This is a genomic window from Kribbella sp. NBC_00662 (assembly GCF_041430295.1).
Lineage (GTDB): Bacteria > Actinomycetota > Actinomycetes > Propionibacteriales > Kribbellaceae > Kribbella.
Genome location: NZ_CP109029.1, coordinates 8117072 through 8139816, shown reverse-complemented (window position 1 = coordinate 8139816; position 22745 = coordinate 8117072). Strand labels below are relative to the sequence as shown.

The 22745-nt window shown below is 69.1% G+C and carries 22 protein-coding genes and 1 tRNA gene; 18 read left to right on the top strand and 5 right to left on the bottom strand.

Features of this window, described 5'->3' with window-relative positions; all coding sequences use genetic code 11:
• The first annotated feature begins 6 nt into the window (after positions 1-6).
• A complete protein-coding gene (locus OHA10_RS39950) occupies positions 7-870 on the top strand; it encodes an AraC family transcriptional regulator N-terminal domain-containing protein (RefSeq protein ID WP_371403980.1) in 864 nt (287 codons plus the stop codon).
• Here OHA10_RS39950 and OHA10_RS39945 read toward each other — a convergent pair.
• Together OHA10_RS39945 and OHA10_RS39940 are read right to left on the bottom strand one after the other, a co-directional pair.
• Complete coding sequence (locus tag OHA10_RS39945) at positions 812-2743, bottom strand: DUF1365 family protein (RefSeq protein WP_371403979.1); 1932 nt, start codon at positions 2741-2743, stop codon at positions 812-814. The genes OHA10_RS39950 and OHA10_RS39945 overlap by 59 nt on opposite strands.
• Positions 2740-3987: an NAD(P)/FAD-dependent oxidoreductase gene (locus tag OHA10_RS39940; RefSeq protein ID WP_371403978.1), complete on the bottom strand. Its 1248-nt coding sequence runs from the start codon at positions 3985-3987 to the stop codon at positions 2740-2742. Before OHA10_RS39940 ends, OHA10_RS39945 begins: the two co-directional genes overlap by 4 nt.
• A gap of 97 nt (positions 3988-4084) precedes the next feature.
• Between OHA10_RS39940 and OHA10_RS39935 the strand changes: the two genes are divergently transcribed.
• Genes OHA10_RS39935 through OHA10_RS39920 form a run of 4 tightly spaced genes read left to right on the top strand, consistent with a single transcriptional unit; the run spans position 4085 to position 7792 of the window.
• Positions 4085-4963: a MerR family transcriptional regulator gene (locus tag OHA10_RS39935; RefSeq protein ID WP_371403977.1), complete on the top strand. Its 879-nt coding sequence runs from the start codon at positions 4085-4087 to the stop codon at positions 4961-4963.
• Positions 4960-6432 carry an SDR family oxidoreductase gene (locus tag OHA10_RS39930; protein WP_371403976.1) on the top strand — a complete coding sequence of 491 codons (1473 nt, stop codon included), beginning with the start codon at positions 4960-4962 and terminating at the stop codon, positions 6430-6432. The genes OHA10_RS39935 and OHA10_RS39930 overlap by 4 nt, the downstream gene beginning before the upstream one ends.
• Positions 6429-6866 carry an SRPBCC family protein gene (locus OHA10_RS39925; protein ID WP_371403975.1) on the top strand — a complete coding sequence of 146 codons (438 nt, stop codon included), beginning with the start codon at positions 6429-6431 and terminating at the stop codon, positions 6864-6866. Before OHA10_RS39930 ends, OHA10_RS39925 begins: the two co-directional genes overlap by 4 nt.
• The gene (locus OHA10_RS39920) at positions 6863-7792 is read left to right on the top strand and encodes an SDR family NAD(P)-dependent oxidoreductase (protein WP_371403974.1); all 930 of its coding nucleotides are present in this window, start codon (positions 6863-6865) and stop codon (positions 7790-7792) included. Before OHA10_RS39925 ends, OHA10_RS39920 begins: the two co-directional genes overlap by 4 nt.
• 131 nt (positions 7793-7923) lie before the next feature.
• Here the strand turns inward: OHA10_RS39920 and OHA10_RS39915 are convergent.
• Positions 7924-7995: transfer RNA gene (locus tag OHA10_RS39915), tRNA-Arg, on the bottom strand.
• A gap of 177 nt (positions 7996-8172) precedes the next feature.
• Between OHA10_RS39915 and OHA10_RS39910 the strand changes: the two genes are divergently transcribed.
• From OHA10_RS39910 to prmC, 13 genes are all read left to right on the top strand, one after another.
• A complete protein-coding gene (locus OHA10_RS39910) occupies positions 8173-8358 on the top strand; it encodes a PspC domain-containing protein (protein ID WP_371403973.1) in 186 nt (61 codons plus the stop codon).
• Between the two features lie 43 nt (positions 8359-8401).
• Positions 8402-8929, top strand: a complete 528-nt coding sequence (locus OHA10_RS39905; RefSeq protein ID WP_371403972.1) for a hypothetical protein — start codon at positions 8402-8404, stop codon at positions 8927-8929.
• Positions 8930-8983: 54 nt separating this feature from the next.
• The gene (locus OHA10_RS39900) at positions 8984-9226 is read left to right on the top strand and encodes a plasmid stabilization protein (protein ID WP_233715220.1); all 243 of its coding nucleotides are present in this window, start codon (positions 8984-8986) and stop codon (positions 9224-9226) included.
• Positions 9226-9639 carry a type II toxin-antitoxin system VapC family toxin gene (locus tag OHA10_RS39895; RefSeq protein ID WP_371403971.1) on the top strand — a complete coding sequence of 138 codons (414 nt, stop codon included), beginning with the start codon at positions 9226-9228 and terminating at the stop codon, positions 9637-9639. The genes OHA10_RS39900 and OHA10_RS39895 overlap by 1 nt, the downstream gene beginning before the upstream one ends.
• 63 nt (positions 9640-9702) lie before the next feature.
• Positions 9703-11361, top strand: coding sequence for an arginine--tRNA ligase (gene argS, locus OHA10_RS39890; RefSeq protein ID WP_371403970.1), 1659 nt, complete (start codon positions 9703-9705; stop codon positions 11359-11361).
• Positions 11358-12764 carry a diaminopimelate decarboxylase gene (lysA, locus tag OHA10_RS39885; protein WP_371403969.1) on the top strand — a complete coding sequence of 469 codons (1407 nt, stop codon included), beginning with the start codon at positions 11358-11360 and terminating at the stop codon, positions 12762-12764. The genes argS and lysA overlap by 4 nt, the downstream gene beginning before the upstream one ends.
• Entirely contained in the window at positions 12761-14068 is a 1308-nt protein-coding gene (locus tag OHA10_RS39880) for a homoserine dehydrogenase (RefSeq protein ID WP_371403968.1), read from the top strand. Before lysA ends, OHA10_RS39880 begins: the two co-directional genes overlap by 4 nt.
• 4 nt (positions 14069-14072) lie before the next feature.
• On the top strand, positions 14073-15137 hold the full coding sequence (gene thrC, locus OHA10_RS39875; protein WP_371403967.1) for a threonine synthase: 1065 nt from the start codon (positions 14073-14075) through the stop codon (positions 15135-15137).
• 85 nt (positions 15138-15222) lie between these two features.
• On the top strand, positions 15223-16113 hold the full coding sequence (thrB, locus tag OHA10_RS39870; protein WP_371403966.1) for a homoserine kinase: 891 nt from the start codon (positions 15223-15225) through the stop codon (positions 16111-16113).
• 326 nt (positions 16114-16439) lie between these two features.
• Positions 16440-18632: a transcription termination factor Rho gene (gene rho / locus OHA10_RS39865; RefSeq protein WP_371403965.1), complete on the top strand. Its 2193-nt coding sequence runs from the start codon at positions 16440-16442 to the stop codon at positions 18630-18632.
• A 127-nt stretch (positions 18633-18759) separates the two neighbouring features.
• Complete coding sequence (gene rpmE / locus OHA10_RS39860) at positions 18760-18966, top strand: 50S ribosomal protein L31 (protein ID WP_137259516.1); 207 nt, start codon at positions 18760-18762, stop codon at positions 18964-18966.
• A gap of 91 nt (positions 18967-19057) precedes the next feature.
• The gene (prfA, locus tag OHA10_RS39855) at positions 19058-20134 is read left to right on the top strand and encodes a peptide chain release factor 1 (RefSeq protein WP_371403964.1); all 1077 of its coding nucleotides are present in this window, start codon (positions 19058-19060) and stop codon (positions 20132-20134) included.
• Positions 20125-20952, top strand: coding sequence for a peptide chain release factor N(5)-glutamine methyltransferase (prmC, locus tag OHA10_RS39850; RefSeq protein ID WP_371408044.1), 828 nt, complete (start codon positions 20125-20127; stop codon positions 20950-20952). Before prfA ends, prmC begins: the two co-directional genes overlap by 10 nt.
• Here prmC and OHA10_RS39845 read toward each other — a convergent pair.
• Both OHA10_RS39845 and OHA10_RS39840 read right to left on the bottom strand, forming a co-directional pair.
• Positions 20949-21830 (bottom strand): endonuclease/exonuclease/phosphatase family protein, encoded by an 882-nt coding sequence (locus OHA10_RS39845; RefSeq protein WP_371403963.1) that lies wholly within the window; start codon positions 21828-21830, stop codon positions 20949-20951. The genes prmC and OHA10_RS39845 overlap by 4 nt on opposite strands.
• Positions 21827-22594 carry a hypothetical protein gene (locus OHA10_RS39840; protein ID WP_371403962.1) on the bottom strand — a complete coding sequence of 256 codons (768 nt, stop codon included), beginning with the start codon at positions 22592-22594 and terminating at the stop codon, positions 21827-21829. The genes OHA10_RS39845 and OHA10_RS39840 overlap by 4 nt, the downstream gene beginning before the upstream one ends.
• Positions 22595-22745 lie beyond the last annotated feature (151 nt).

Here is a 22745-nt window from a genome sequence, read left to right as displayed (position 1 = left end):
GGAGAGGTGGATCTGCTCGACGAACTCCGGATTCTGATCATCCGGCACACGGCCGGCCAGCGCGGCAACAGCGTGCACCTGATCGACGGGGTACAGGTCAGCCGGCGTGACGAACCGACCGAGCTGACCGCGAGCATGGCCCAGCCGTCGGTCGCGATCGTTGCCTCAGGCGTGAAACTGACGATGCTCAACGGCGTCGCCTACGAGTACGGCGCCGGCCAGTTCCTCGTCACGTCACTGGATCTCCCCGTCGTCGGCCAGGCGCTGAAGGCGACGCCGGACGAACCGTTCACCGTCGTCAGCCTGCGGCTCGACCCGGTCGAGATCGCCGCGCTGCTGCTCGACGACGCTCCCGAGCGGAAGTCGCAGTACGCCGGTCTCGTGGTCAGCGACGCGACCTCTGACTTGCTCGATCCCGTCGTGCGGTTGTTGCGGATCGCGGACCGTCCGGACGACGTGCGCGTGCTCGCGCCAGGCATCCGGCGGGAGATCCTGTGGCGGCTGCTGTCCGGTGAACAGGGTGGACTGGTCCGGCAGATCGGTCTGGCCGACGGCATGCTCGCTCACATCTCCCGGGCGATCAGCTGGATCCGCAATCACCACAACGAACCCCTGCTGGTGGCAGACCTCGCCGACCTGGCCGGCATGAGCGCGTCGACCTTCCACCGTCATTTCCGGGCAGCGACCTCGATGACACCGATCCAGTTCCAGAAGCAGATCCGCCTGCAGGAGGCCAGGGTCCTGCTTCGCACCCAGTCATTGACCGCGGCCGAAGTCGGCTACCGGGTCGGCTACACCAGCTCCGCCCACTTCACCCGGACCTACCATCAGGCGTTCGGCCGGACTCCCGGCGAGGACCGGACCGCCTGAGCAGCAGCTGGCCGACGTCCAGATAGCCCGACGCGAAGCCGGCCTCGCTGTAGGCCAGGTAGAACTCCCACGTACGCCGGAAGCTCTCGTCGAAACCCTGTGCGCGGACGGCCGGCCAGCTCGCGACGAACTGGCGCCGCCAGCGACGCAGGGTCTCGGCGTAGTCCGGACCGAAGCGAAGATCGGCCTGCACCGCCAGGGCGGTATGGCGCGCCAGCGTCTCGTCGATCGCGGTCCTGGACGGAATCAGACCACCGGGGAAGATGTACTTCTGGATCCAGCTGTACGAGTGCCGGGTCGCGAGCATCCGGTCGTGGTCCATCAGAATCGCCTGCAGTGCAACGGATCCGCCGGGCGCCAGCAGCCGGTCGAGCGTGCCGAAGTACTCCGGCCAGAACTCCTCGCCGACGGCCTCGATCATCTCCACGCTGACGATGGCGTCGTACGAGCCGGTCACCGCGCGGTAGTCCTGCAACCGCAGGTCGACACGATCGGTCAGCCCGGCGTCGGCGACCCGTTCGCGGGCGAGCGTCAACTGCTCTCTCGACAACGTGATGCCGGTGACGTGGGCGCCACGACGTGCGGCGGCGATCGCGAGCGTGCCCCAGCCGATGCCGATCTCGAGCACCCGGCTGCCACGCCGTACCCCGGCCAGGTCGAGGATGTGCTCCACCTTGCGGGTCTGTGCTTGCTCCAGCGACTCCTCGGCGCTCTCGAACATGGCTGAGCTGTAGGACATCCCGCGGTCCAGGAAGGCCGCGAACAAGGCGTTGCTGAGGTCGTAGTGCGCACTGATGTTGCTGCGGGCACCATTCGGTGTGTTGCGCAGCCGGTCGGGGACCTGTTGGTCAACCAGGCTGCGGAAGCGGACCAACGGACGCGGCACGAGCTTGGTGAGCCGCTCGGCGAACGGGGTCAAGAGTTCGCCTAGGTCGGTGCCGTCGCCCGGCTCCCAGTCGCCGGCCGTGTACGCCTCGCCCAGTCCGATCTTCGGGTTCTGCGCGAGCCGTTCGTACAGCGAGTCGGGCCGAATGACCCGCAGGATCGGCGCATCCGGTCCGCCGCCGCCGCGGACGGTGCCGTCCGGGTAGACGGCGCGTACCGGCACCCGGTCGAGAACGCGATCCACGATCAACCGGGCGATCCGGCCGCGCAAGGTCCTCCGCGTCGACCGCTTCACGACAGGGAGGCGCCGCGCCCACAGCCACAATCCGTGCAGCCGGATCAGCCCGGACACCCGCTGCGGCATCAGTGGCATCCGTACGGCGGCTGCGAGCACCGCACGTCGGGTAGCCGGTCGTGGTACGCCGTCGAAGCTCGCACCGAACACGGTGCGATGGCCTCGGGTCAGGCTGACCTGGACCCGCACCCGGCTGCGGTCGAGCTCGAACCGGAGCTGGTAGTCGCCGGACACGTCGTTGAACGGCGAGACGTAGAACTTCTTCGCGGTCTCGGCCGTGCCGTCCGCGTCCGGTGTGAGCAGGTAGGCGTGCCGTTCGCCGTACGTGTTGTGCACCTCGGCGACGACGTACGGGCTGTCGACGCACCAGAACACGGTGATCGGGTCGAAGACATGGCCGAGGACGCGGGCGTTCGCGAGCATCACGATCCGGCCGTCGTACTCGATGCCGTGGCCGGCCAGGTAGCGACGTACTCCGGCCTTGATCGTCGGACCGTGGCCGCCGAGGTGGTCGCGCACGTCGAACCCGCCGAGCGGCCGCAGGTACCAGGGCAGCCGGGGCAGATCGTCGAGGTCGACGAGCCATTGGTAGACCCGGTGCCGGAACGCGTGCCGGATCGGGATCGACCGCGCGTGCCGGACGAAGCCGGTGACGACCGCCGGGAGGGTGGGGATCTCACCGACGATCGTCACCAGCGCACCCCGAGGGACTCCGCCGCCGCGACACCGGCGCGACAGCCGTCCTCATGGAAGCCCCAGCCGTGATACGCCCCCGCGAACGCGATCCGGCCGGTGTTCAGCGCCGCCAGCTTGCTCTGCGCGGCCACCGCCTTCGGGGTGTAGATCGGGTGCTCGTAGTCCATCCGGGCGATCACCTTCGCCGGATCGACGGCCTCGGCGCCGTTCAGCGTGACGAGGTAGGTCTCGTCGGTCTCGAGGCCCTGCAGCCGGTTCATCCAGTACGTCGTGAGCGGTGCGTCGCCGCGGACGACGTAGTTCCAGCAGGCACGGGCGTTCTTCGTTGTGGGAAGCAACGACGCGTCGGTGTGCAGGACGGTCTCGTTGCGGCTGTATTCGAACTGCCCGAGCACGGACTTCTCGGCCGGCGTCGCATCCATGAGCAGGTCGAGCGCCTGATCGGCATGCGTCGCCAGCACGACCCGGCCGAAGTCCATCGTGTTGCCGTCGGCAACGGTCACTGTGACGCCGTCGGGATGGCGGTGCACCGCCCGCACCGGAAGGCCGGCCCGAACCGCGTCCAGCCGGGCGGCGAGCGCATCGACGTACTGCCGGGAACCGCCGGTGACGGTCAGCCATTGCGGCGAGCCGCTGACCGAGAGCATCCCGTGGTGGTCGAGGAACCGGAACAAGTAGCGCGCCGGGTAGCTGAGGGCCGAGCCGCCGCCGCAGGACCAGACGCAGGAGACGACCGGGACGGCGTACAGGCGGATGAAGGCCGGGCTGAAACGCTCCGCCTCGAGGAACTGGCCGAAGGTCGCGAGGTCGTCGTCACCGGTCCGCTCGATGTAGGCGGCGGCGCGGCGGTGGAAACGGCGTACCTCGGTCAGCAGGCGGAGGAAGTGCGGATCCGCGAGGCGGCGGCTCTGGGCGAAGACTCCGGTCAGCCCGCGGCCGCCGGCGAACTCCAGGCCGCTGGCCGGGTCGCTGATGCTCATGCTCATCTCGGTCGGCCGGGTCAGCACGCGCAGTTCAGCGAACAAGCGGCGCAGCAGGGGATAGGTATGGGCGTTGTGCACGATGAAACCGGTGTCGATCGCGAGCGGATGCCCGGCCGGGTCGGTGACGTCGTGGGTGTGGGCATGCCCGCCCAGACGCGGTTCGGCCTCGAACAGCGTCACGTCGTACCAGGGGGTCAGTAGATATGCGGCGGTCAGCCCGGACACTCCGGCGCCGACCACCGCCACGGTCTCTCGCATCGGCACTACCTCACGTTTTTGTCTAAGGTCTGTCTAGAGATTAGGCAGATCGGCTTGACTTCGTCAAAGGTATGTCTAGAGTTTGTATAGTGTCCTTGTGGAGACTTCGGTGCCGAGCGGTCTGCGGATCGGTGCGTTGAGCAAACGCGCCGGTGTCAGTGAGCACGTCCTCCGTGCCTGGGAGACCAGGTACGGGCTGCTGACGCCGACGCGTTCGCCCGGCGGTTACCGGCTGTACTCCGAGAGCGACGTACGCCGCGTGCAACGCATGCGGGCGTTCCTCGCGCAGGGGCTGTCCGCGGCCGAGGCTGCTCGTGCAGTGCTGGCCGAACGCTCGACCGTGGCTGCAGACCCGGTCTCCGTACGCAAGGTGGAGGCCGGGGGTGCAGCCAACCTCCGGTCGGCGCTGGACGAGCTGGACGAGCGGGCCGCGCACCACGTGCTGGACGAGCTGTTCGGCACGCTGACCATCGAAGCTGTCATCCGGGACGTGCTGATTCCTTACCTGCACGACCTGGGTGACCGGTGGGGCCGCGGTGAGGTTTCTGTCGGGCAGGAGCATTTCGCCAGCAACCTCATCCGGTCCCGGCTGGCGGGCCTGGCCCCTGGGTGGGGTGGGGGCCAGGGGCCGCGAGCCCTGCTGGCCTGTCCGCCCGGCGAGCTGCACGACATCGCCCTGCTGTCGTTCGGACTGGTACTGCGTCGCTCCGGCTGGCGGGTGATCTACCTGGGCACCGACTCGCCGATGGCCGATGTCGAACACGCGGCGGGGGTGCTGCAGCCGGATGTGGTGATGCTGTCGGCCTCCGATCCCGAGCGGTTCGAGCGGGTCCAGTCCGACCTGACCCGGCTGTCGCGCGACTGGCCCGTGGCTCTGGCTGGGCCTGGCGCGTCCAGCGAGCTCGCAGGCGCCGTCGGCGCGCAGTACGTCGACTCGGATCCGGTGACCGCCGCCGAGCAGTGGGCCGACCGATGACGCGTGTGCTGGTGACGGGAGCTACCGGCTACATCGGCGGCCGGCTGGTGCCGGAGTTGCTCGCAGCCGGGTACGACGTCCGCGTCCTGGCGCGGAATCCGCAGCGGCTCGACACGCGTCCTTGGCGGACCCGGATCGACGTCGTCGAGGGTGACGCCTCCGACCCGGCCGTGCTGACCAGGGCGCTCGACTGCGTCGACGTCGCGTACTACCTGATCCACTCGATGGGTGCCGGCCGGCGGTTCGAGGAGCGTGACCGGCGTACGGCGCTGGCGTTCGGCGCGGCGTGCCGCGAGTCCGGCGTCGGGCGGATCGTCTACCTGGGCGGTCTGCACCCCGACAACGAGGAGCTGTCGCCGCATCTCGGCTCTCGTCGCGAGGTGGGGGAGATCCTGCTCGCCAGCGGCGTACCGACGACGGTGCTGCAGGCCGCGGTGATCATCGGCTCCGGGTCCGCGTCGTTCGAGATGCTGCGCTATCTGACCGAGCGGTTGCCGGTGATGATCACGCCGCGCTGGCTGGACACGCGGATCCAGCCGATCGCGGTCCGCGACGTACTGCACTACCTCGTCGCGTCCGCCCGGATGCCGGCCGACGTGAACCGGGGCTTCGACATCGGCGGGCCGGACGTGCTGACGTACCGCGCGATGATGCAGCGGTACGCCGCGGTGGCGGGCCTGCGTCCGCGCCGGATCCGGACGGTGCCGTTGCTGACACCGCGTCTGTCCAGTCACTGGGTCGGTCTGGTCACACCTGTGCCTACCGGCATCGCACGGCCACTGGTCGACAGCCTGGTGCACGAGGTGGTCTGCAAGGACCACGACATCGACAAGTACGTCGAGCCGCGCCCGGCCGACGGAATCGGCTTCGACCGCGCCGTCGCGCTGGCACTGAAGAAGGTGCAGGACCTCGACGTGAGTACGTCGTGGGCATCCGCCTCGACACCGGGCGCACCGAGCGATCCGTTGCCGAGCGATCCGGACTGGTCGGGCGGTTCTTTGTACGTCGACGAACGCGACTGTGCGGTCGACGCGCCACCGGAGCGGCTCTGGAAGGTCATCGAGGGTATCGGCGGCCGCCGCGGCTGGTATTCGTGGCGCCTGGGCTGGTGGACCCGCGGACTGCTCGACCGGGTCGTCGGCGGGCCCGGGCTGCGGCGGGGCCGGCTGCATCCGGACACGCTGTCGGTCGGCGATCCGCTCGACTGGTGGCGGGTCGAGGCCCTCGAGCGCGGCCGGTTGCTGCGGCTGCGGGCCGAGATGCGGTTGCCGGGGGAGGCCTGGCTCGAGCTGCGGGCGGGGACCGACGAGCACGGGCGCACGCTGTTCCGGCAGCGCGCGCTGTTCCATCCACGGGGTCTGCCGGGGGAGCTGTACTGGGCGGCCATCCGGCCGTTCCACGACGTCGTCTTCGGCGGCATGCAACGCAACATCGCGCACGCCGCCGAACGAGCCGAGGAGACCCGATGATCGTCATCGAACGCGAAGTACCCGTTGCCGCCGACCCGGAACGAGTCTTCGACTACTTGGCCGATTTCACGACCACGGAGGAGTGGGACCCAGGTACGGTCCGGACCGTGCTGCTGCAGGGCGACGGCGGCGTCGGTACGACGTACCGCAACACCTCCCGCTTCGCCGGCCGGGAGACGGAGCTGATCTACGAGGTCGTGGAGTGCATCCGGCCGGACCGCATCGTCCTGCGGGGTGAGAACCGCACAGTCGTTGCCCACGACACCATGTCGTTCCGCACCGAGGCGAACATCACGCGGGTCGTCTACCGCGCCGAGTTCCAGCTCAAAGGCCTTGCCCGCTTGGCCGAGCCCTTCTTCCGCAAGCCGTTCGACCGGCTCGGCGAAGAAGCCGAGCAAGGTCTGCGCGACGCTCTGGGGAAGCTGGCGGCATGAGCGTGCTGGACACGCTCCTGGACCGGACTGTCATCCCTGGGTACAGCAAACTCGGCTATCGGCTCCGCAGCCGCGGCTGGCCCGACAACGATCCCGCCCGGGACGCCCTGCAAGGTAAGACCGTCGTGGTCACCGGTGCACGCAGCGGGCTGGGCAAAGCAACCGCGTCCGGCCTGGCCGGTCTGGGCGCAACCGTCCGGCTGGTAGTCCGCGACGCCGCGAAGGCAGCACGCGCTGTGGCGGACCTGCGCGGTGAGGTCCCCGGCGCCACCTTCTTGGTCGACGAGTGCGACATCTCCGACCTGGACGCCGTACGCCGCTACGCCGGCCAGCTGACCGAGCCGATCCACGCCCTGATCCACAACGCCGGCGTCATGCCTCCTGAACGCACCGAGTCGCCCCAGGGCCACGAACTCACGCTGGCCACCCACGTCCTCGGCCCGTTGCTTCTGACCGAGCTCCTCAAACCCCTGCTGACCAACGGCCGCGCCGTCTTCGTCGCGTCCGGAGGCATGTACACGCAGCAGCTACCGACCGACGATCCGGAGTACCGCCGCGGCACCTACCGAGGTGCTGTCGCCTACGCGCGCTCCAAGCGCATCCAGGTAGCCCTGACCCCACTCCTGGCCGCCCACCTGGCCCCCACCTTCGTAGCCACCATGCACCCCGGCTGGTCCACCACCCCCGGCCTGACCAGCTCACTCCCACTCTTCACCAAACTCACCCGCCCCCTCCTCCGCACCCCCGCCGAGGGCGCCGACACCACCACCTGGCTCACGGCAACAACCCAAGCCCTCCCCACCGGCCACTTCTGGCACGACCGAGACATCCGCCCCACCCACTACCTCACCCGAACCCAGGACACCGAAGCAGACCGCCTCAAGATGTGGTCCTACTGCAGAACAGCAGCAGGCCTCGGCGCCTGACGAAGGCGACCACCGAGGGGGTCCGGGGGCGAAGCCCGGCCGGGCGGGGACCGGGGGTTGCACCCCCGGAAAACACGGCGGCCGATCCCACGTGCGCGCCTTCTGCACACAAGGATCGGCCGGATCGGTCGCGCCCCCGGCAGGATTCGAACCTGCGCACCCGCCTCCGGAGGGCGGTGCTCTATCCCCTGAGCTACGGGGGCTCAGGAACGTGCAGAACAGTAGCAGGAAGTGACCCGGAATCCCGAATTGGGGGGACACGTCGATCGTCGTACGGGGGACCCCTGAGCGGACCCTGGAACCGGGGTGCGGTGGGATCGGATCGGGTACCTGCACCGTCATAGTGGTCGTAAGCCCAACGGTGGAAAGGAAAGGTACTCATGGCAAGCACTCTGGTTCGCCCGTCAAATGATCGCTGGATCGGCGGTGTCTGTTCCGGACTCGCTCGCCGGTTCGGTATCTCGTCCAACACGATGCGGCTGATCTTCGTGGTCAGCTGCCTCCTGCCCGGCCCGCAGTTCCTGATCTACATCGTGCTGTGGGTGCTGATGCCGTCGGAGCGCTGACCCTCCGGCACCGTACGCCGGGCCGCATGGCAACCTGCTCTGCATGAGAGCAGGCAGCTGGCGAACGGCCGTCACGGCAGCCGCTCTGCTGCTCACGAGCAGCGTGGTGGGCGGCTGCCAGGTCGGCCCCGCTCCACCGGCAGCCGCCGTACTGCGGACCACCGCCCCGCCCTGGGACGCCCCGCGGGACGCGGTCTCGTACATCGACAAGGCAGGCTTCGAACGCCTCCCGCTCGACTTCTCCGGACCTTCGCCGTACACCGTGACCATCGCAGTCACCGTCGACGGCAACCCGGTCCAGGTCCCGGCCGGCATCGGCATCGACAAACTCCGCGCCGAACAAGCCGCCGTCCACACCCACACCACCGACGGCCTCGTGTGGGTCGAATCCAAAACCACCTCCGACCACCCCACCCTGGCTCAGTTCTTCACCCTCTGGGGCCTCAAGTACGACGCCCACTGCCTGGCCGACGCCTGCAAGAGCCTGAAGATCACGCTGAACGGCGCACCCGCCCCCTGGGACACCCCGCTGACTCCGAAAGCGAAGATCGCCATCACAGTGCGTCACTGAGATGCAATCATTTCCGGCCTCTTCTGCTAGCATCGGATGCAGAGGGGGTGGTCGATGATGGCAGCGATCACGGTGCGAAATCTGGATGATCACGTCAAACAGCGGTTGCGGGTCCGCGCCGCCCGGCACGGCCGGTCGATGGAGGCCGAGGTGCGAGCCATCCTCATTGATGCGGTCGGCGAAGACGAGCCCAAGAACCTTCTGATGGCACTGCACGAGCGGTTCGCCGAGCTCGGCGGCGTCGATCTCGACATTCCGCCGCGGAACAGCGCCCCGAGGATCGTGGAATTCGACTGATGATCGTGTTCGACACCAACGTCGTGTCAGAGCTGATGAAGGCGACGCCGGATGAGACGGTGCTGAGCTGGGCCCTGGCGCACAAGGAATACGGCATGTACACGACCGCGATCACCGTGGCCGAGATCCGGCTGGGGATCGAGCAGATGCCGGACGGCCGGCGCAAAACGCGGATGGCGGAGGCCGCGGGCGAGGCCTTCACGGCGTTCTCCGCCACCGTCCTGCCGTTCGACGTGGTAGCCGCTGTGCTCTATCCACAGGTGGTCGTCGGCCGGTTCAAAGCCGGGTTGCCGATCGACGACGCGGACGCGAAGATCGCCGCGATCTGCCGGATTGTGGATGCGACCTTGGCTACCCGGAACACCGAGGACTTCGCCGGGACGGGTATCCGGCTCGTCAACCCGTGGGAGTAGCCCGCGTACCGGGCTGTGGATAGCGAGTCAAGGGTTTGGGGGGTGGGCCATTAGGCTGAGGCGGTGACTCCGGAACAGCTCGCTGAGAAGATCCTGCAGGCCCTGGCCGCGCTCGCCGACGATGGTGCGATCACCGTCGAGGGCGGGCTGCCGCGCGAGCTGAAGGTCGAGCGGCCCAAGAACCCCGAGCACGGGGACTACGCAACCAACGTCGCGATGCAGCTCGGCAAGCGGGCCGGGATGAATCCGCGGCAGTTCGCCGAGCTGCTCGCCGCCCGGCTCCGCGACGACGACGCGATCACCGCGGTGGAGATCGCCGGGCCGGGGTTCATCAACCTCCGGGTCGCGGCCGACGCCCAGGGCAAGGTCGCGCAGTCGATCCTCGACGCGGGTCCGCAGTACGGGACGAGCGACAGCCTCCAGGGCCGCACGGTCAACCTCGAGTTCATCTCGGCCAACCCGACCGGCCCGCTGCACCTCGGCCACACCCGCTGGGCCGCCGTCGGCGACGCGCTCGCCCGGGTGCTGTCCGCGGCCGGCGCGAGCGTCACCCGCGAGTTCTACATCAACGACCGCGGCGCCCAGATGGACAAGTTCGGGGCCAGCTTGAAGGCCGCGGCGCACGGCGAGCCGATCCCCGAGGACGGGTACCACGGGGAGTACATCCTCGACCTGGCCAAGCAGATCGTCGCCGAGGTGCCCGGGATCACCGAGCTGCCCGACGACGAGCAGCTGATCGCGTTCCGCGAGGCGGGGTACGAGCGTCAGCTCAAGGAGCAGCAGTCCCAGCTGGAGCACTTCCGGACCAAGTTCGACGTGTGGTTCTCCGAGCGCAGCCTGCACGAGCAGGACGGCGTCGGTCACGCGATCCAGAAGCTCCGCGAGCAGGGCCACCTGTACGACGCGGACGACGCGCTGTGGATGCGCACGACGGACTTCACCGACGACAAGGACCGCGTGCTGATCCGGTCGAACGGCGAGCCGACGTACTTCGCCTCCGACGCGGCGTACTACGTGAACAAGCGCGAGCGCGGTTTCGAGACCTGCGTGTACATGCTCGGCGCCGACCACCACGGGTACGTGAACCGGCTGAAGGCGATCGCGGCGTGCGCCGGTGACGACCCGGAGCACAACATCGAGATCCTGATCGGCCAGCTGGTGAAGATCCTCAAGGGCGGCGAGGAGATGAAGCTGTCCAAGCGCGCCGGCACGATCGTCACGCTCGCCGAGCTGGTCGAGGAGGGCGGCGTCGACGCCCTGCGCTACACGCTCTGCCGCTACCCGACCGACTCCCCGCTGACCCTGGACATCGAGGAGATGACCCGCCAGGCCAGCGAGAACCCGGTGTACTACGTGCAGTACGCGCACGCCCGGCTGGCCTCGATCCTGCGCAACGCCGACGAGCTCGGCATCAAGCTGGACGAGTTCGACCCGGGCCTGCTCAGCCACGAGCGCGAGGGCGACCTGCTGCGCGCGCTGGCCGAGTTCCCGCGCGTCGTCGCGACCGCCGCCGAGTTGCGCGAGCCGCACCGGATCGCGCGGTACCTCGAGGACACCGCGTCCGCGTTCCACAAGTTCTACGACAGCTGCCGCGTCCTGCCGCGCGGCGACGAGGAGGTGGAGCCGGTGCACAAGGCTCGCCTGACCCTGGTCTCGGCCACCCGCACCGTCATCGCCAACGGCCTCGAGCTCCTCGGCGTCACCGCACCGGAGCGGATGTGAGGGCGCACGAGGCGGGCGCGCTGCACGCCGACATCGGCCACAAGGCTCCGCCGTGGCTGCGCGCGCCGCGGGACCCCAACGACCTGGTCACCGCGCTCTGGTCGATGAACGCCAAGAAGAACGCTGAGGGCGCGCTCGAGGTCGGCGGTGTCGACCTGCGCGACCTGGTCGCCGAGCACGGCAGCCCGGCGTACGTGCTGGACGAGGACGACTTCCGGGCCCGGGCGCGCGCGTTCAAGCACGCCTTCAAGGATTTCGACGTCTACTACGCCGGCAAGGCCTTCCTGAGTACGACGATTGTCCGCTGGGTGATGGAAGAGGGCCTGAACCTCGACATCTGCAGCGGGGGAGAGCTCGCGGTCGCGCTCCGGGCGGGCGCCGACCCGAAGCGGCTGGGGTTCCACGGCAACAACAAGTCCGAGTCCGAGCTGGCCCGCGCGCTGGACGCGGGTGTCGGGCGGATCATCGTCGACTCGCAGTACGAGATCTCCCGGCTGATCGAGCTGGCCGGCGAGCGCAACGTGGTCGCGCCGGTGATGATCCGGGTGACGGCGGGCGTCGAGGCGCACACCCACGAGTACATCGCGACCGCGCACGAGGACCAGAAGTTCGGCTTCTCGATCACCTCCGGCGCGGCCTTCGAAGCCGTTGCCCGGGTCAACGAAGCGCCGGAGCTCGAGCTGCTCGGGCTGCACTCGCACATCGGTTCACAGATCTTCGACTCGTCCGGTTTCGAGGTCGCCGCGAAGCGCGTGATCGCCTTGCATGCAAGGGTTTCCGAGGAGCTCGGCGTGGACATGCCGGAGCTCGACCTCGGCGGCGGGTTCGGGATCGCGTACACCACGCAGGACGACCCGTCCGACCCGGCGCAGCTCGCGACCGAGATGGGCAAGATCGTCGAGCACGAGTGCCGCGCGTTCGACGTCGACGTGCCCAAGGTCTCCATCGAGCCAGGACGCGCGATCGTCGGTCCGGCGATGTGCACGGTGTACTCGGTCGGCACGGTCAAGGAGGTCGAGCTCGACGCCGGCGCCGCACGGACATACGTGTCCGTCGACGGCGGCATGAGTGACAACATCCGCGCCGCGCTGTACGACGCCGACTACTCCTGCACGCTCGCCAATCGGTACTCCGAGACCGAGCCGACGCTGGCGCGCGTGGTCGGCAAGCACTGCGAGGCCGGGGACATCGTCGTGAAGGACGAGTTCCTGCCGGCCGACGTGCAGCCCGGCGACCTGATCGCGGTCCCGGGGACGGGCGCGTACTGCCGGTCGATGGCGAGCAACTACAACCACGTGCCGCGGCCACCGGTGATCGCGGTCAAGGACGGTCGAACGCGGGTCGTCGTACGCCGTGAGACCGAGGACGACCTGCTTCTCCTGGACATGGGGGCCGCCGAATGAACGACGCTGTGAACGATGCGAAACCTCTCAAGGTAGGCCTGCTCGGTTGCGGAGTGGTCGGCACCGAAGTGGTGCGGATCCTGACCGAGCAGGCGGACCATCTGGCAGCCCGGGTCGGCGCCCGCCTGGAGATCGCAGGCATCGCCGTACGGCGTCCCGGCCGTGCTCGCGACATCGCGGTCGATCCGGACCTCATCACGACCGACGCGCAGGCACTGGTGTCGCGCGGCGACCTCGATCTGGTGATCGAGGTGATCGGCGGTCTCGAGCCCGCCCGCAGCCTGATCCTGACCGCGCTCGAGCACGGCGCCTCCGTCGTCACGGCGAACAAGGCGCTGCTCGCCGAGGACGGCCCGACACTGTTCGCCGCCGCCGAGAAGTACGAGCGCGACCTGTACTTCGAGGCCGCCGTCGCCGGCGCGATCCCGATCCTGCGGCCGCTGCGCGAGTCGCTCGCCGGTGACGACGTGATCCGGGTGATGGGCATCGTCAACGGCACCACGAACTACATCCTCGACAAGATGGACACCACCGGCGCCGGTTTCGACGAGGCGCTCGAGGAGGCCCAGGCCCTCGGGTACGCCGAGGCCGACCCGACCGCGGACATCGAGGGCTTCGACGCGGCCGCGAAGGCGGCGCTCCTGGCCAGCCTGGCGTTCCACACCCGCGTCTCGATCGCCGACGTACACCGCGAGGGCATCACCGAGGTCAGCGCGACCGATATCGCGTCGGCCCGCGAGATGGGCTGCGTGGTGAAGTCGCTGGCGATCTGCGAGCTGGACGAGACGACCGATTCGGTGAGCGCGCGGGTGTATCCGGCGATGATCCCGGTCACGCATCCGTTGGCCAGTGTTCGGGACGCGTACAACGCGGTTTTCGTGGAAAGCAAAGCGGCCGGGCGGCTGATGTTCTATGGTCGTGGTGCCGGCGGCGCCCCGACGGCCAGTGCAGTCCTCGGGGATCTCGTGTCCGCCGCGCGCAACCGGCTCAAGGGCGTGCCGGGTGTCGGCGAGTCGTCGTACACCCAGCGGTCCGTGCGGCCGATGGGCGATGCGATGACCCGCTACCACGTGTCGCTGGACGTGGCCGACAAGGCCGGCGTGCTGGCTGCGGTGGCCCAGGCCTTCGCGGAGCACGACGTGTCGATCCAGACCGTCCGCCAGGAAGGCCGGGGCAGTGACGCGGAGCTGGTGGTGGTCACCCACACCGCGACCGACGCCGCGTTGTCCGCGACCGTGGAGGCCTTGCGCGACATGGACATCGTTCGGGAAGTCAGCAGTGTGATGCGGGTGGAAGGCGAGTAGAACTATGGCTCACCAGTGGCAGGGCGTGATCGAGGAATACCGAGACCGGCTCCCCGTGTCCGCGGACACGCCGGTCGTCACGCTCGGCGAGGGCGGTACGCCGCTGGTGGCCGCGCAGTGGCTGAGCGAGCAGACCGGCTGCGAGGTGTGGCTGAAGGTCGAGGGCAACAACCCGACCGGCTCGTTCAAGGACCGTGGCATGACCGTGGCGATCTCGCTCGCCGCGCAGGCCGGTGACAAGGCGGTCGTCTGCGCCTCGACCGGCAACACGTCCGCCTCGGCCGCGGCCTACGCCGTGCGCGCCGGGATGGTCCCGCTGGTGCTGATCCCGGCCGGCCGGATCGCCAAGGGCAAGCTCGCGCAGGCGGTCGTGCACGGCGCCAAGCTCGTGCAGATCGACGGCGGGTTCGACGACTGCCTGCGGATCGTTCGTGAACTGGGCAAGCACTATCCGGTCGCCCTGGTGAACTCGGTCAACCCGGTCCGCCTCGAAGGGCAGAAGACCGCGGCGTTCGAGGTGTGCGACGCGCTCGGCGACGCCCCCGATCTGCACCTGCTCCCGGTCGGCAACGCGGGCAACATCGCGGCCTACTGGAAGGGATACCAGGAGTACGCGAAGGACAAGCTCGCGAGCCGGACCCCGCGGATGTGGGGTTTCCAGGCCGAGGGCGCGGCGCCGATCGTACGCGGCGCGATCGTGGAGAAGCCGGAGACCGCGGCCACCGCGATCCGGGTCGGCAACCCGGCGTCCTGGACGCTGGCCGAGGCCGCCCGGGACGAGTCCGGCGGCCGGATCGAGATCGTCACCGACGAGCAGATCCTGAGCGCACAGCGTGAGCTGGCGGCCCGTGAAGGCGTGTTCGTGGAGCCTGCGTCGGCGGCCGGAGTCGCCGGGCTGCTGCACGCCAAGGCGCAGGGCTGGCTGCCGGGCGGCTCGACCGTGGTGATCACGGTGACCGGCCACGGCCTGAAGGACATCGACACAGCCCTCGACCACGCAACCGTCGACGAGTCGCCCGTCACGCCGGCCGACACCGACGCGGTCGCCCGCGTCGCCGGTCTCGCCTGAGGTCAGGGCGATGGGGAGCGACGTGGACGCCACCACCGGACCTGCGGAAAGCGCGCGGCGACCTTGTGACCAGGTGCGGGTGCGCGTGCCCGCGACGAGCGCCAACCTCGGACCGGGCTTCGACGCGTTCGGGCTCGCCCTGACGCTGTACGACGACCTGATCGTCACCCCGTGCGGATCCGGCGTGACCGTTCAGGTGAGCGGATGCGGCGAAGGCGAAGTACCGCTGGACGAGTCGCATCTCGTGGTGCGGTCGATCCGGGCCGGGCTCGAGGCGTTGGGTGCCTCGGTGCCCGGATTCACGTTGCGGTGCGAGAACCGGATCCCGCACGGTCGCGGGCTCGGGTCGTCGTCGGCCGCGATCGTCGGCGGTCTCGCGGCGGCGTACGCGCTGGCCGGCGAGCCGGTCGATCGCGAGCGTCTCGTCGTACTGGCGAACGAGCTCGAAGGGCATCCGGACAATGTCGCGGCAGCAGCCCTTGGTGGGTTCACGATCGCTTGGACGGAAGGCGAAACCGGCCGGGCCATCAAGCTGGAACCGGCCGAAGGATTGGCTGCGGTTGCTTATGTACCTGACAATCGCGTGCTGACCAAAGAGGCGCGCGGACTGCTGCCGGGCGTTGTTTCCCACACCGACGCAGCGGCGAACGCGGGCAAGGCCGCGCTGCTCGTCGCGGCGATGACCGGGCGGTCCGAATTGCTGCTGACCGCGACCGAGGACCGGCTGCATCAGGAGTACCGCGAACCGGCCATGCCCGAGAGCCTCGCGCTGGTGCACAAACTGCGCGGCAGCGGTCTGGCCGCGATCGTCAGCGGAGCCGGCCCGACCGTTGCCGTGCTCGGCGGTCAGACCGGCAAAGGCGCAGGTCAGAGCGATCTTTACGGCGGTACGCCGGAGCCGCCGGACGGCTGGACGAGGTACGAGCTGGGCATCGATCCAGTCGGCGTGCAGGTCTGGTCGATGGAAGCCGGCTGAAGCGAGGGAATCCTGGGCCGCTGACACGCGTTGTACAGACTGAGTCAACCGGACGACCCGTAGTGGTGCTAGTCTCGACTCACCCGATCCCCTCCAGGTGATCGGTGAACTCTCGTCACGATCCGGGCTGTGCTCCCGGCACCCTGTGTTGTGTGGCGACCCTCCTGTGGATGTGACCTTGCGCCGCCTGCGTCGGAGAAGTCCGGGGGGACTCAGATCGAGCGAGAGCCTCTTATACCCCGCGTGCCCGTTGTGCGGCCGTGGGTGGAATGAAATTGGTCGATGAGCCGTATCGGCATCGACGATCCGTGTGGGAAGGACCTCACGTGACAGAAACTGTTGAAGCCTCTAGCGCAGCTGACGCCGCGGCTACTACCGCGCCGCGTCGCCGCAAGGCTGGCGGCGGCCTCGAGGGCATGCTGCTCCCCGAGCTCAAGCAGCTCGCCGGGACGCTCGGCATCAAGGGCACCGGCGCGCTGCGCAAGGGCCAGCTGATCGAGGCGATCAAGGCCGCTCAGGCCGGCGGTTCCACCGCCGGGGGCGGCTCGACCGGTGGCTCCCGGGCGAAGGCGACACAGCCGACCCTGGACGAGGCCGCCGAGTCCTCCGCGCCCGCGGCGAAGACCGCGGAGGCGCCGGCCAAGCGCGAGGGCGGCAGCCGCCGGACCCGCGCCGCGGCCCAGAAAGACACCCCGAAGGACGAGCCGGCGCAGAACGGCGCCGCCCCCGAGGTGACCGCTCCGGCCGCCGCTGCCGCCACGGCTCAGGCCGAGGCGCCGGCCGTGCACGCCGGGACTGCCGCTCAGAACGGCGCCGCCGAGCGGGTCGAGACCCGTGGCGACGACCGCGGCGACGACCGTGCGGACGACCGCGAGGCCCGCAACCGGGGTCGCGACAACAACCGGGACAACCGCGACGCCAACCAGGGCCGCGACAACCGGGACCGCAACCGCGACAGCCAGAACCGTGATGGTCAGCGTGATGGTCAGCGTGATGGTCAGCGTGATGGTCAGCGCGACGGTCAGGGCAACCGTGACGGCAACCGTGATGGTGGCCGCGACGGCAACCGGGACCGCAACCGCGACAACCAGAACCGTGACGGTCAGCGCGACGGACAGCGCGACGGTCAGCGCGACGGTCAGGGCGACAACCAGCGGAACCGCCAGGACCAGAACGACCGCGGCGAGGAAGGCGACGGACGCCGTCGCCGCCGCCGGGGTCGTGACCGGGACCGCAACCGCGACGGCCAGCCGAGCAACCGTGACGGTGGCCGGGACGGCGGTCGTGACGGTGGCCGCGACAGCAACCGCAACCGCGGCCGCGGCGAGCGGTTCGACGCCGAGCCGACGATCAGCGAGGACGACGTCCTCGTCCCGGCGGCAGGCATCCTCGACGTACTCGACAACTACGCGTTCGTCCGGACCAGCGGCTACCTGCCCGGCCCGAACGACGTGTACGTCGCACTCTCGATGGTGAAGCGCTACGGCCTGCGCAAGGGCGACGCGATCACCGGTGCGGTGAAGCAGCCGCAGGAGGGCGAGCGCAAGGAGAAGTTCAACCCGCTGGTCCGGATCGACACCGTCAACGGCGCCGACCCGGAGATCGCCAAGCAGCGGCAGGACTTCAACAAGCTCACCCCGCTGTACGCGACCGAGCGGCTCCGGCTGGAGACCGAGCCGGGGATCCTCACCACCCGGATCGTCGACATCGTCAGCCCGATCGGCAAGGGCCAGCGCGGCCTGATCGTCTCGCCGCCGAAGGCCGGTAAGACGATGGTGCTGCAGGCGCTCGCGAACGCGATCACCACGAACAACCCCGAAGTGCACCTGATGGTCGTGCTGGTGGACGAGCGGCCCGAAGAGGTCACCGACATGCAGCGCACGGTCAAGGGCGAGGTCATCGCCTCGACGTTCGACCGGCCGGCCGACGACCACACCACGGTCGCGGAGCTGGCGATCGAGCGGGCGAAGCGGCTGGTCGAGCTCGGCCACGACGTCGTCGTACTGCTGGACTCGATCACCCGGCTGGGGCGTGCGTACAACATCGCGGCACCCGCCAGCGGCCGGATCCTGTCCGGCGGTGTGGACTCGTCCGCGCTGTACCCGCCGAAGCGGTTCTTCGGTGCGGCCCGCAACATCGAGGACGGCGGCTCGCTGACCATCCTCGCGACCGCGCTGATCGAGACCGGCTCGAAGATGGACGAGGTGATCTTCGAGGAGTTCAAGGGCACCGGCAACATGGAGCTGCGGCTGCGCCGCGAGTTCGCCGACCGGCGGATCTTCCCGGCCATCGACGTCGTCGCCTCCGGCACCCGCCGCGAGGAGCTGCTGATGTCGAAGGACGAGACCCAGGTGGTCTGGAAGCTGCGCCGGGTGCTGTCCGCCCTCGACGGTCAGGCGGCGCTGGAACTGCTGATCGGCAAGCTCAAGGAGAGCAAGTCGAACATCGAGTTCCTGCTGCAGGTCAACAAGACCACCCCGTCAACTGGTACGTCGCACAGCACCACCAACGGCGACTGACCGCGACTGAACGACCCCTCGATTACCAGTTTGCCGCCGCACGGTGGCAAACTGGTACGTCGGTTCCGGTTCACGTCCGCACCGTGCGGGCGACCCGGGGCGCTTGATACTTCCTAGGAGACTTGTTGTGAAGGCTGACATTCACCCGACGTACGTCGAGACCACGGTGACGTGCACCTGTGGCGCGACGTTCCAGACCCGCTCCACCGCGGAGAACGGCGTGATCCACGCCGACGTCTGCTCGCAGTGCCACCCGTTCTACACCGGCAAGCAGAAGATCCTCGACACCGGCGGCCGGGTCGCCCGCTTCGAGAAGCGGTACGCCAAGAAGTAGCTTTCCTGCCGCGCGCCGGTTCCGCCTGTCATGGGCGGGACCGGCGCGCGGTTTGTGTTGTCAGCGGTGGTTCCGAGAGGAGGAGTGCGAGATGTTCGAAGCGGTCGAGACGCTCAAGGCGGAGTACGCCGACCTCGAGCGGCAGATGGCTGAGCCGGAGCTGCACTCCGACCAGGCCAACGCCCGCCGGGTCGGCAAGCGGTACGCCGCGCTGGCGCCGGTGGTCCGTACGTACGACGAGTGGCAGCAGACCGGCGACGACATCGAGGCCGCGCGCGAGCTCGCCCACGAGGACCCGACGTTCGCCGAGGAGGCCACGCGGCTGACCGCACGCCGCGAGGAGCTGGCCGAGCGGCTGCAGACGCTGCTCGTGCCGCGGGACCCCAACGACGACAAGGACGCGATCCTCGAGATCAAGGCGGGCGAGGGCGGCGACGAGTCCGCGCTGTTCGCCGGCGACCTGTTGAAGATGTACCTGAAGTACGCCGAGTCGCAGAACTGGAAGACCGAGGTGCTCGACTCGGCCGAGTCCGACCTGGGCGGGTACAAGTCGATCACGGTCGCGGTGAAGGCGAAAGGTACGCCGGAGCCGGGCGATGCGCCGTACGCGAAGCTGAAGTTCGAGGGCGGCGTGCACCGGGTGCAGCGGGTGCCGGTGACCGAGTCGCAGGGGCGGATCCACACGTCGGCGGCCGGGGTACTGGTGCTGCCGGAGGCCGAGGACGTCGACGTCGAGATCGACCCGAACGACCTGCGGATCGACGTGTTCCGGTCGTCGGGTCCGGGCGGGCAGAGCGTGAACACGACGGACTCCGCCGTACGCATCACGCACCTGCCGACGGGCATCGTGGTGTCGATGCAGAACGAGAAGTCCCAGCTGCAGAACCGTGAGCAGGCGATGCGGGTACTGCGTGCGCGGTTGCTGGCTGCCGCGCAGGAGGCGGCCGACCAGGAGGCCTCCGACGCCCGCCGCTCGCAGATCCGGACCGTCGACCGGTCTGAGCGGGTCCGCACCTACAACTTCCCCGAGAACCGCTTCTCGGACCACCGCGTCGGCTACAAGGCCCACAACCTCGACCAGGTCCTGGGCGGCGAGCTGGAGCCCGTCATCACGGCCCTCACCGAAGCCGACCTGACCGCCCGCCTCGAGGCCGTCGAATCCCAGTGAGAACTCTGCTCGCGGAGGCCGCAGCGAAGTTGGCTGCGGCCGGGGTTGCTTCGCCTGAGTACGACGCTGCCGAGTTGCTCGCGTTTGTGACCGGGTCGAGTCGGATGCATCTGGCTGAGCCGACGGTCGAGCAGCGGCGGGTGTACGACGAGCTGATTGCGCGGCGGGCGGCTCGGGAGCCGTTGCAGCATCTGACCGGTACTGCGGGGTTCAGGTATCGGGAGTTGGCGGTCGGGCCGGGGGTGTTCGTGCCGCGGCCGGAGACCGAAGTGATGGTCGGGTGGATCCTGGAGCGGATCGCCGGGGTGGAGAACCCGTTGGTGGTTGATCTGTGTTCCGGGTCCGGGGCGATCGCGGGCGCGATCGCGACCGAGCGGCCGGACAGCATCGTGCATGCCGTCGAACTGTCGCCCGAGGCGTGTGTCTGGGCCAGGCGGAATCTGGACGGCACGGGCGCGATCCTGCATGAGGGGGACATCGACGGGTGTCTGCCGGAGTTCGACGGGCAGGTGGAAGCGGTGATCTCCAACCCGCCGTACATCCCGTTGACCGCCTGGGAATCCGTGACCGCCGAGGTCCGCGACCACGATCCCGCGCTCGCACTCTGGTCCGGTGACGACGGCCTCGACGAGATCAAGGTGGTCGCCGCGACCGCCGGCCGTCTGCTCAAACCCGGCGGCTGGTTCGCCTGCGAACACGCCGACGTCCAGGGCGAGTCGGCCCCCGCCGTCTTCACCACCACCGGCTCCTTCACCGAGGTCCGCGACCAACTGGACCTCGCAGGCCGCCACCGCTTCACCACCGGCCGCAGGATCTAGCGACTCTGGCCGCGGCGCGTACTGGGTGGGCAGCGTCGGGTCGTCGGTCTGATGAGGTCCTGTTCGCGGACTCGACCGATGACTGACTCGGGAGCTCGTCGGGTGACTCGGCAGACGACGGGGTAGTGGTCGGCGCCGGGGAGTTTGACTACCTCGACGTCGTGGACCACCAGGTCGGGAGTTGTGAAGAGGCGGTCGATGGAACGGCCGTCGGGGGTCGTGGCCGGTGGCGGGGTGCCGAAGGCGTCTATCAGGCCTAGGGAATTGCCGAAGAAGTCCTCAGGGTTGGGCATGTTGAGGTCGCCGGCGACGATCGCACGCTGCAACCCCCGGGCGGCGAACTCCTCCCGTAAGTACGCTGCCAGTTGGTCCCCGGCCTCTCGCCCCGGGCCCTCGCGGTACGTGTACTCGACCCCCTCAGCGCTCCGGAACATGTGGATCGGGCACACCTGCCCACCCACGATGTCGATCGATCCCTCCGCCCCGAAGTCGCCCCGCACCACCAAGAACCCCTTGCCATGGGCAACGAGCGGTTCGCCGGTCCGCCAATGCAGGAAGTCGATCGACGGGTTCGGCAGGTCGATCCGCTCCAGTTCGACCAGCGGGTACGTCGACGCGATCCCGACCCCCAACCGCGCCACCCCGGGGATATGCGACTCCGAGAACGCATGCCGCACCAACTGCGCGCCGGGCATCGCCGCCGCGGCCAGCCGCTCGAGCTGATCACCGTCAGGATCGAGCTCGGTCACGATCAGCACATCCGGCCGCAACCCGGCCAGCGCCCGCCCGAAGTCCGCCGTACGGTCCTCGTCCACGTACCTGCCGGACGGGTCGACGAACCGCCCACCCGCAACGTTCGCGAAGGCGATCGAGATCACTCGTAGATCACCAGCTCCGGGCGCGGCTTCAGCGCGAGCACCTGCGGCGGTGTCATCAGCGGACCGTGCCGCGTGTCCTCGGTGTAGAAGAGTTTGAACCCCGCATGCACCCCCGGCGGCAGACTCGTCGTCAGCTTGGTCCAGGTCTTGAGCTTGTCCGTCCGAGCACCGATCCCGTCGACCGACTTGATCGTCACCACGCCCGGATGCGGCTTCAGTGCCTTCTCGTTGCTGACGATCCGCGCCGACAGCTGATGGAACACGAACACCTTCTCCGGCAGGTCGTTCGCCGTCACCAGCCCCGAGAGGTACGCCGCGATGCTGTCGAGCTCCACGCCCGTCGTATGCCCGAATACCCGCCCCGGCACCTGACTCGGACCGACCGCCCACTCCGGGTCGAATGCCAGCCCGACGTCCGGCTCCTTCAGCCATCGCTCGAGCCGCTTCACCTCAGGCAGGATCTTCGCCCGCCCCGGCTGGATGTCGAGCAGCAACAGCATCTTGTGCTTCCGCGCGACCGTCAGGTACGGCTCGATCGCCGAGTCGTCCAGCCGCCCGCGGTACATGCCGTCCTTGCCCCGGGACCCCCGCGCCACCACGGCGATCAGCTCCATCACCGGCTGCGGTGTCCGGCCGCCCGCGTACGACTGCGCCAGCTTCTCCAGCTTGGCTGCCTTCGCATCGAGGTCCTTGTCCAGGGGCCCGAGTGCAGGCGATCCCGGCAGACCGACGTACCCGACGAGTTGGTACTTCGGGAAGATCACCCGCCCGCCCCGCGGCAGCTCACCATCCGCCGGCGGGGGAGGGGGCGTCGGCGTGGTACGCACAGGTGTTGGCGACGGCGAGCCGGCCGGTGCGGGTGAAGGTGTGTCGCTACAGGCAGCCAGGCACAAGAGCCCGACGGCCAGCACCCCA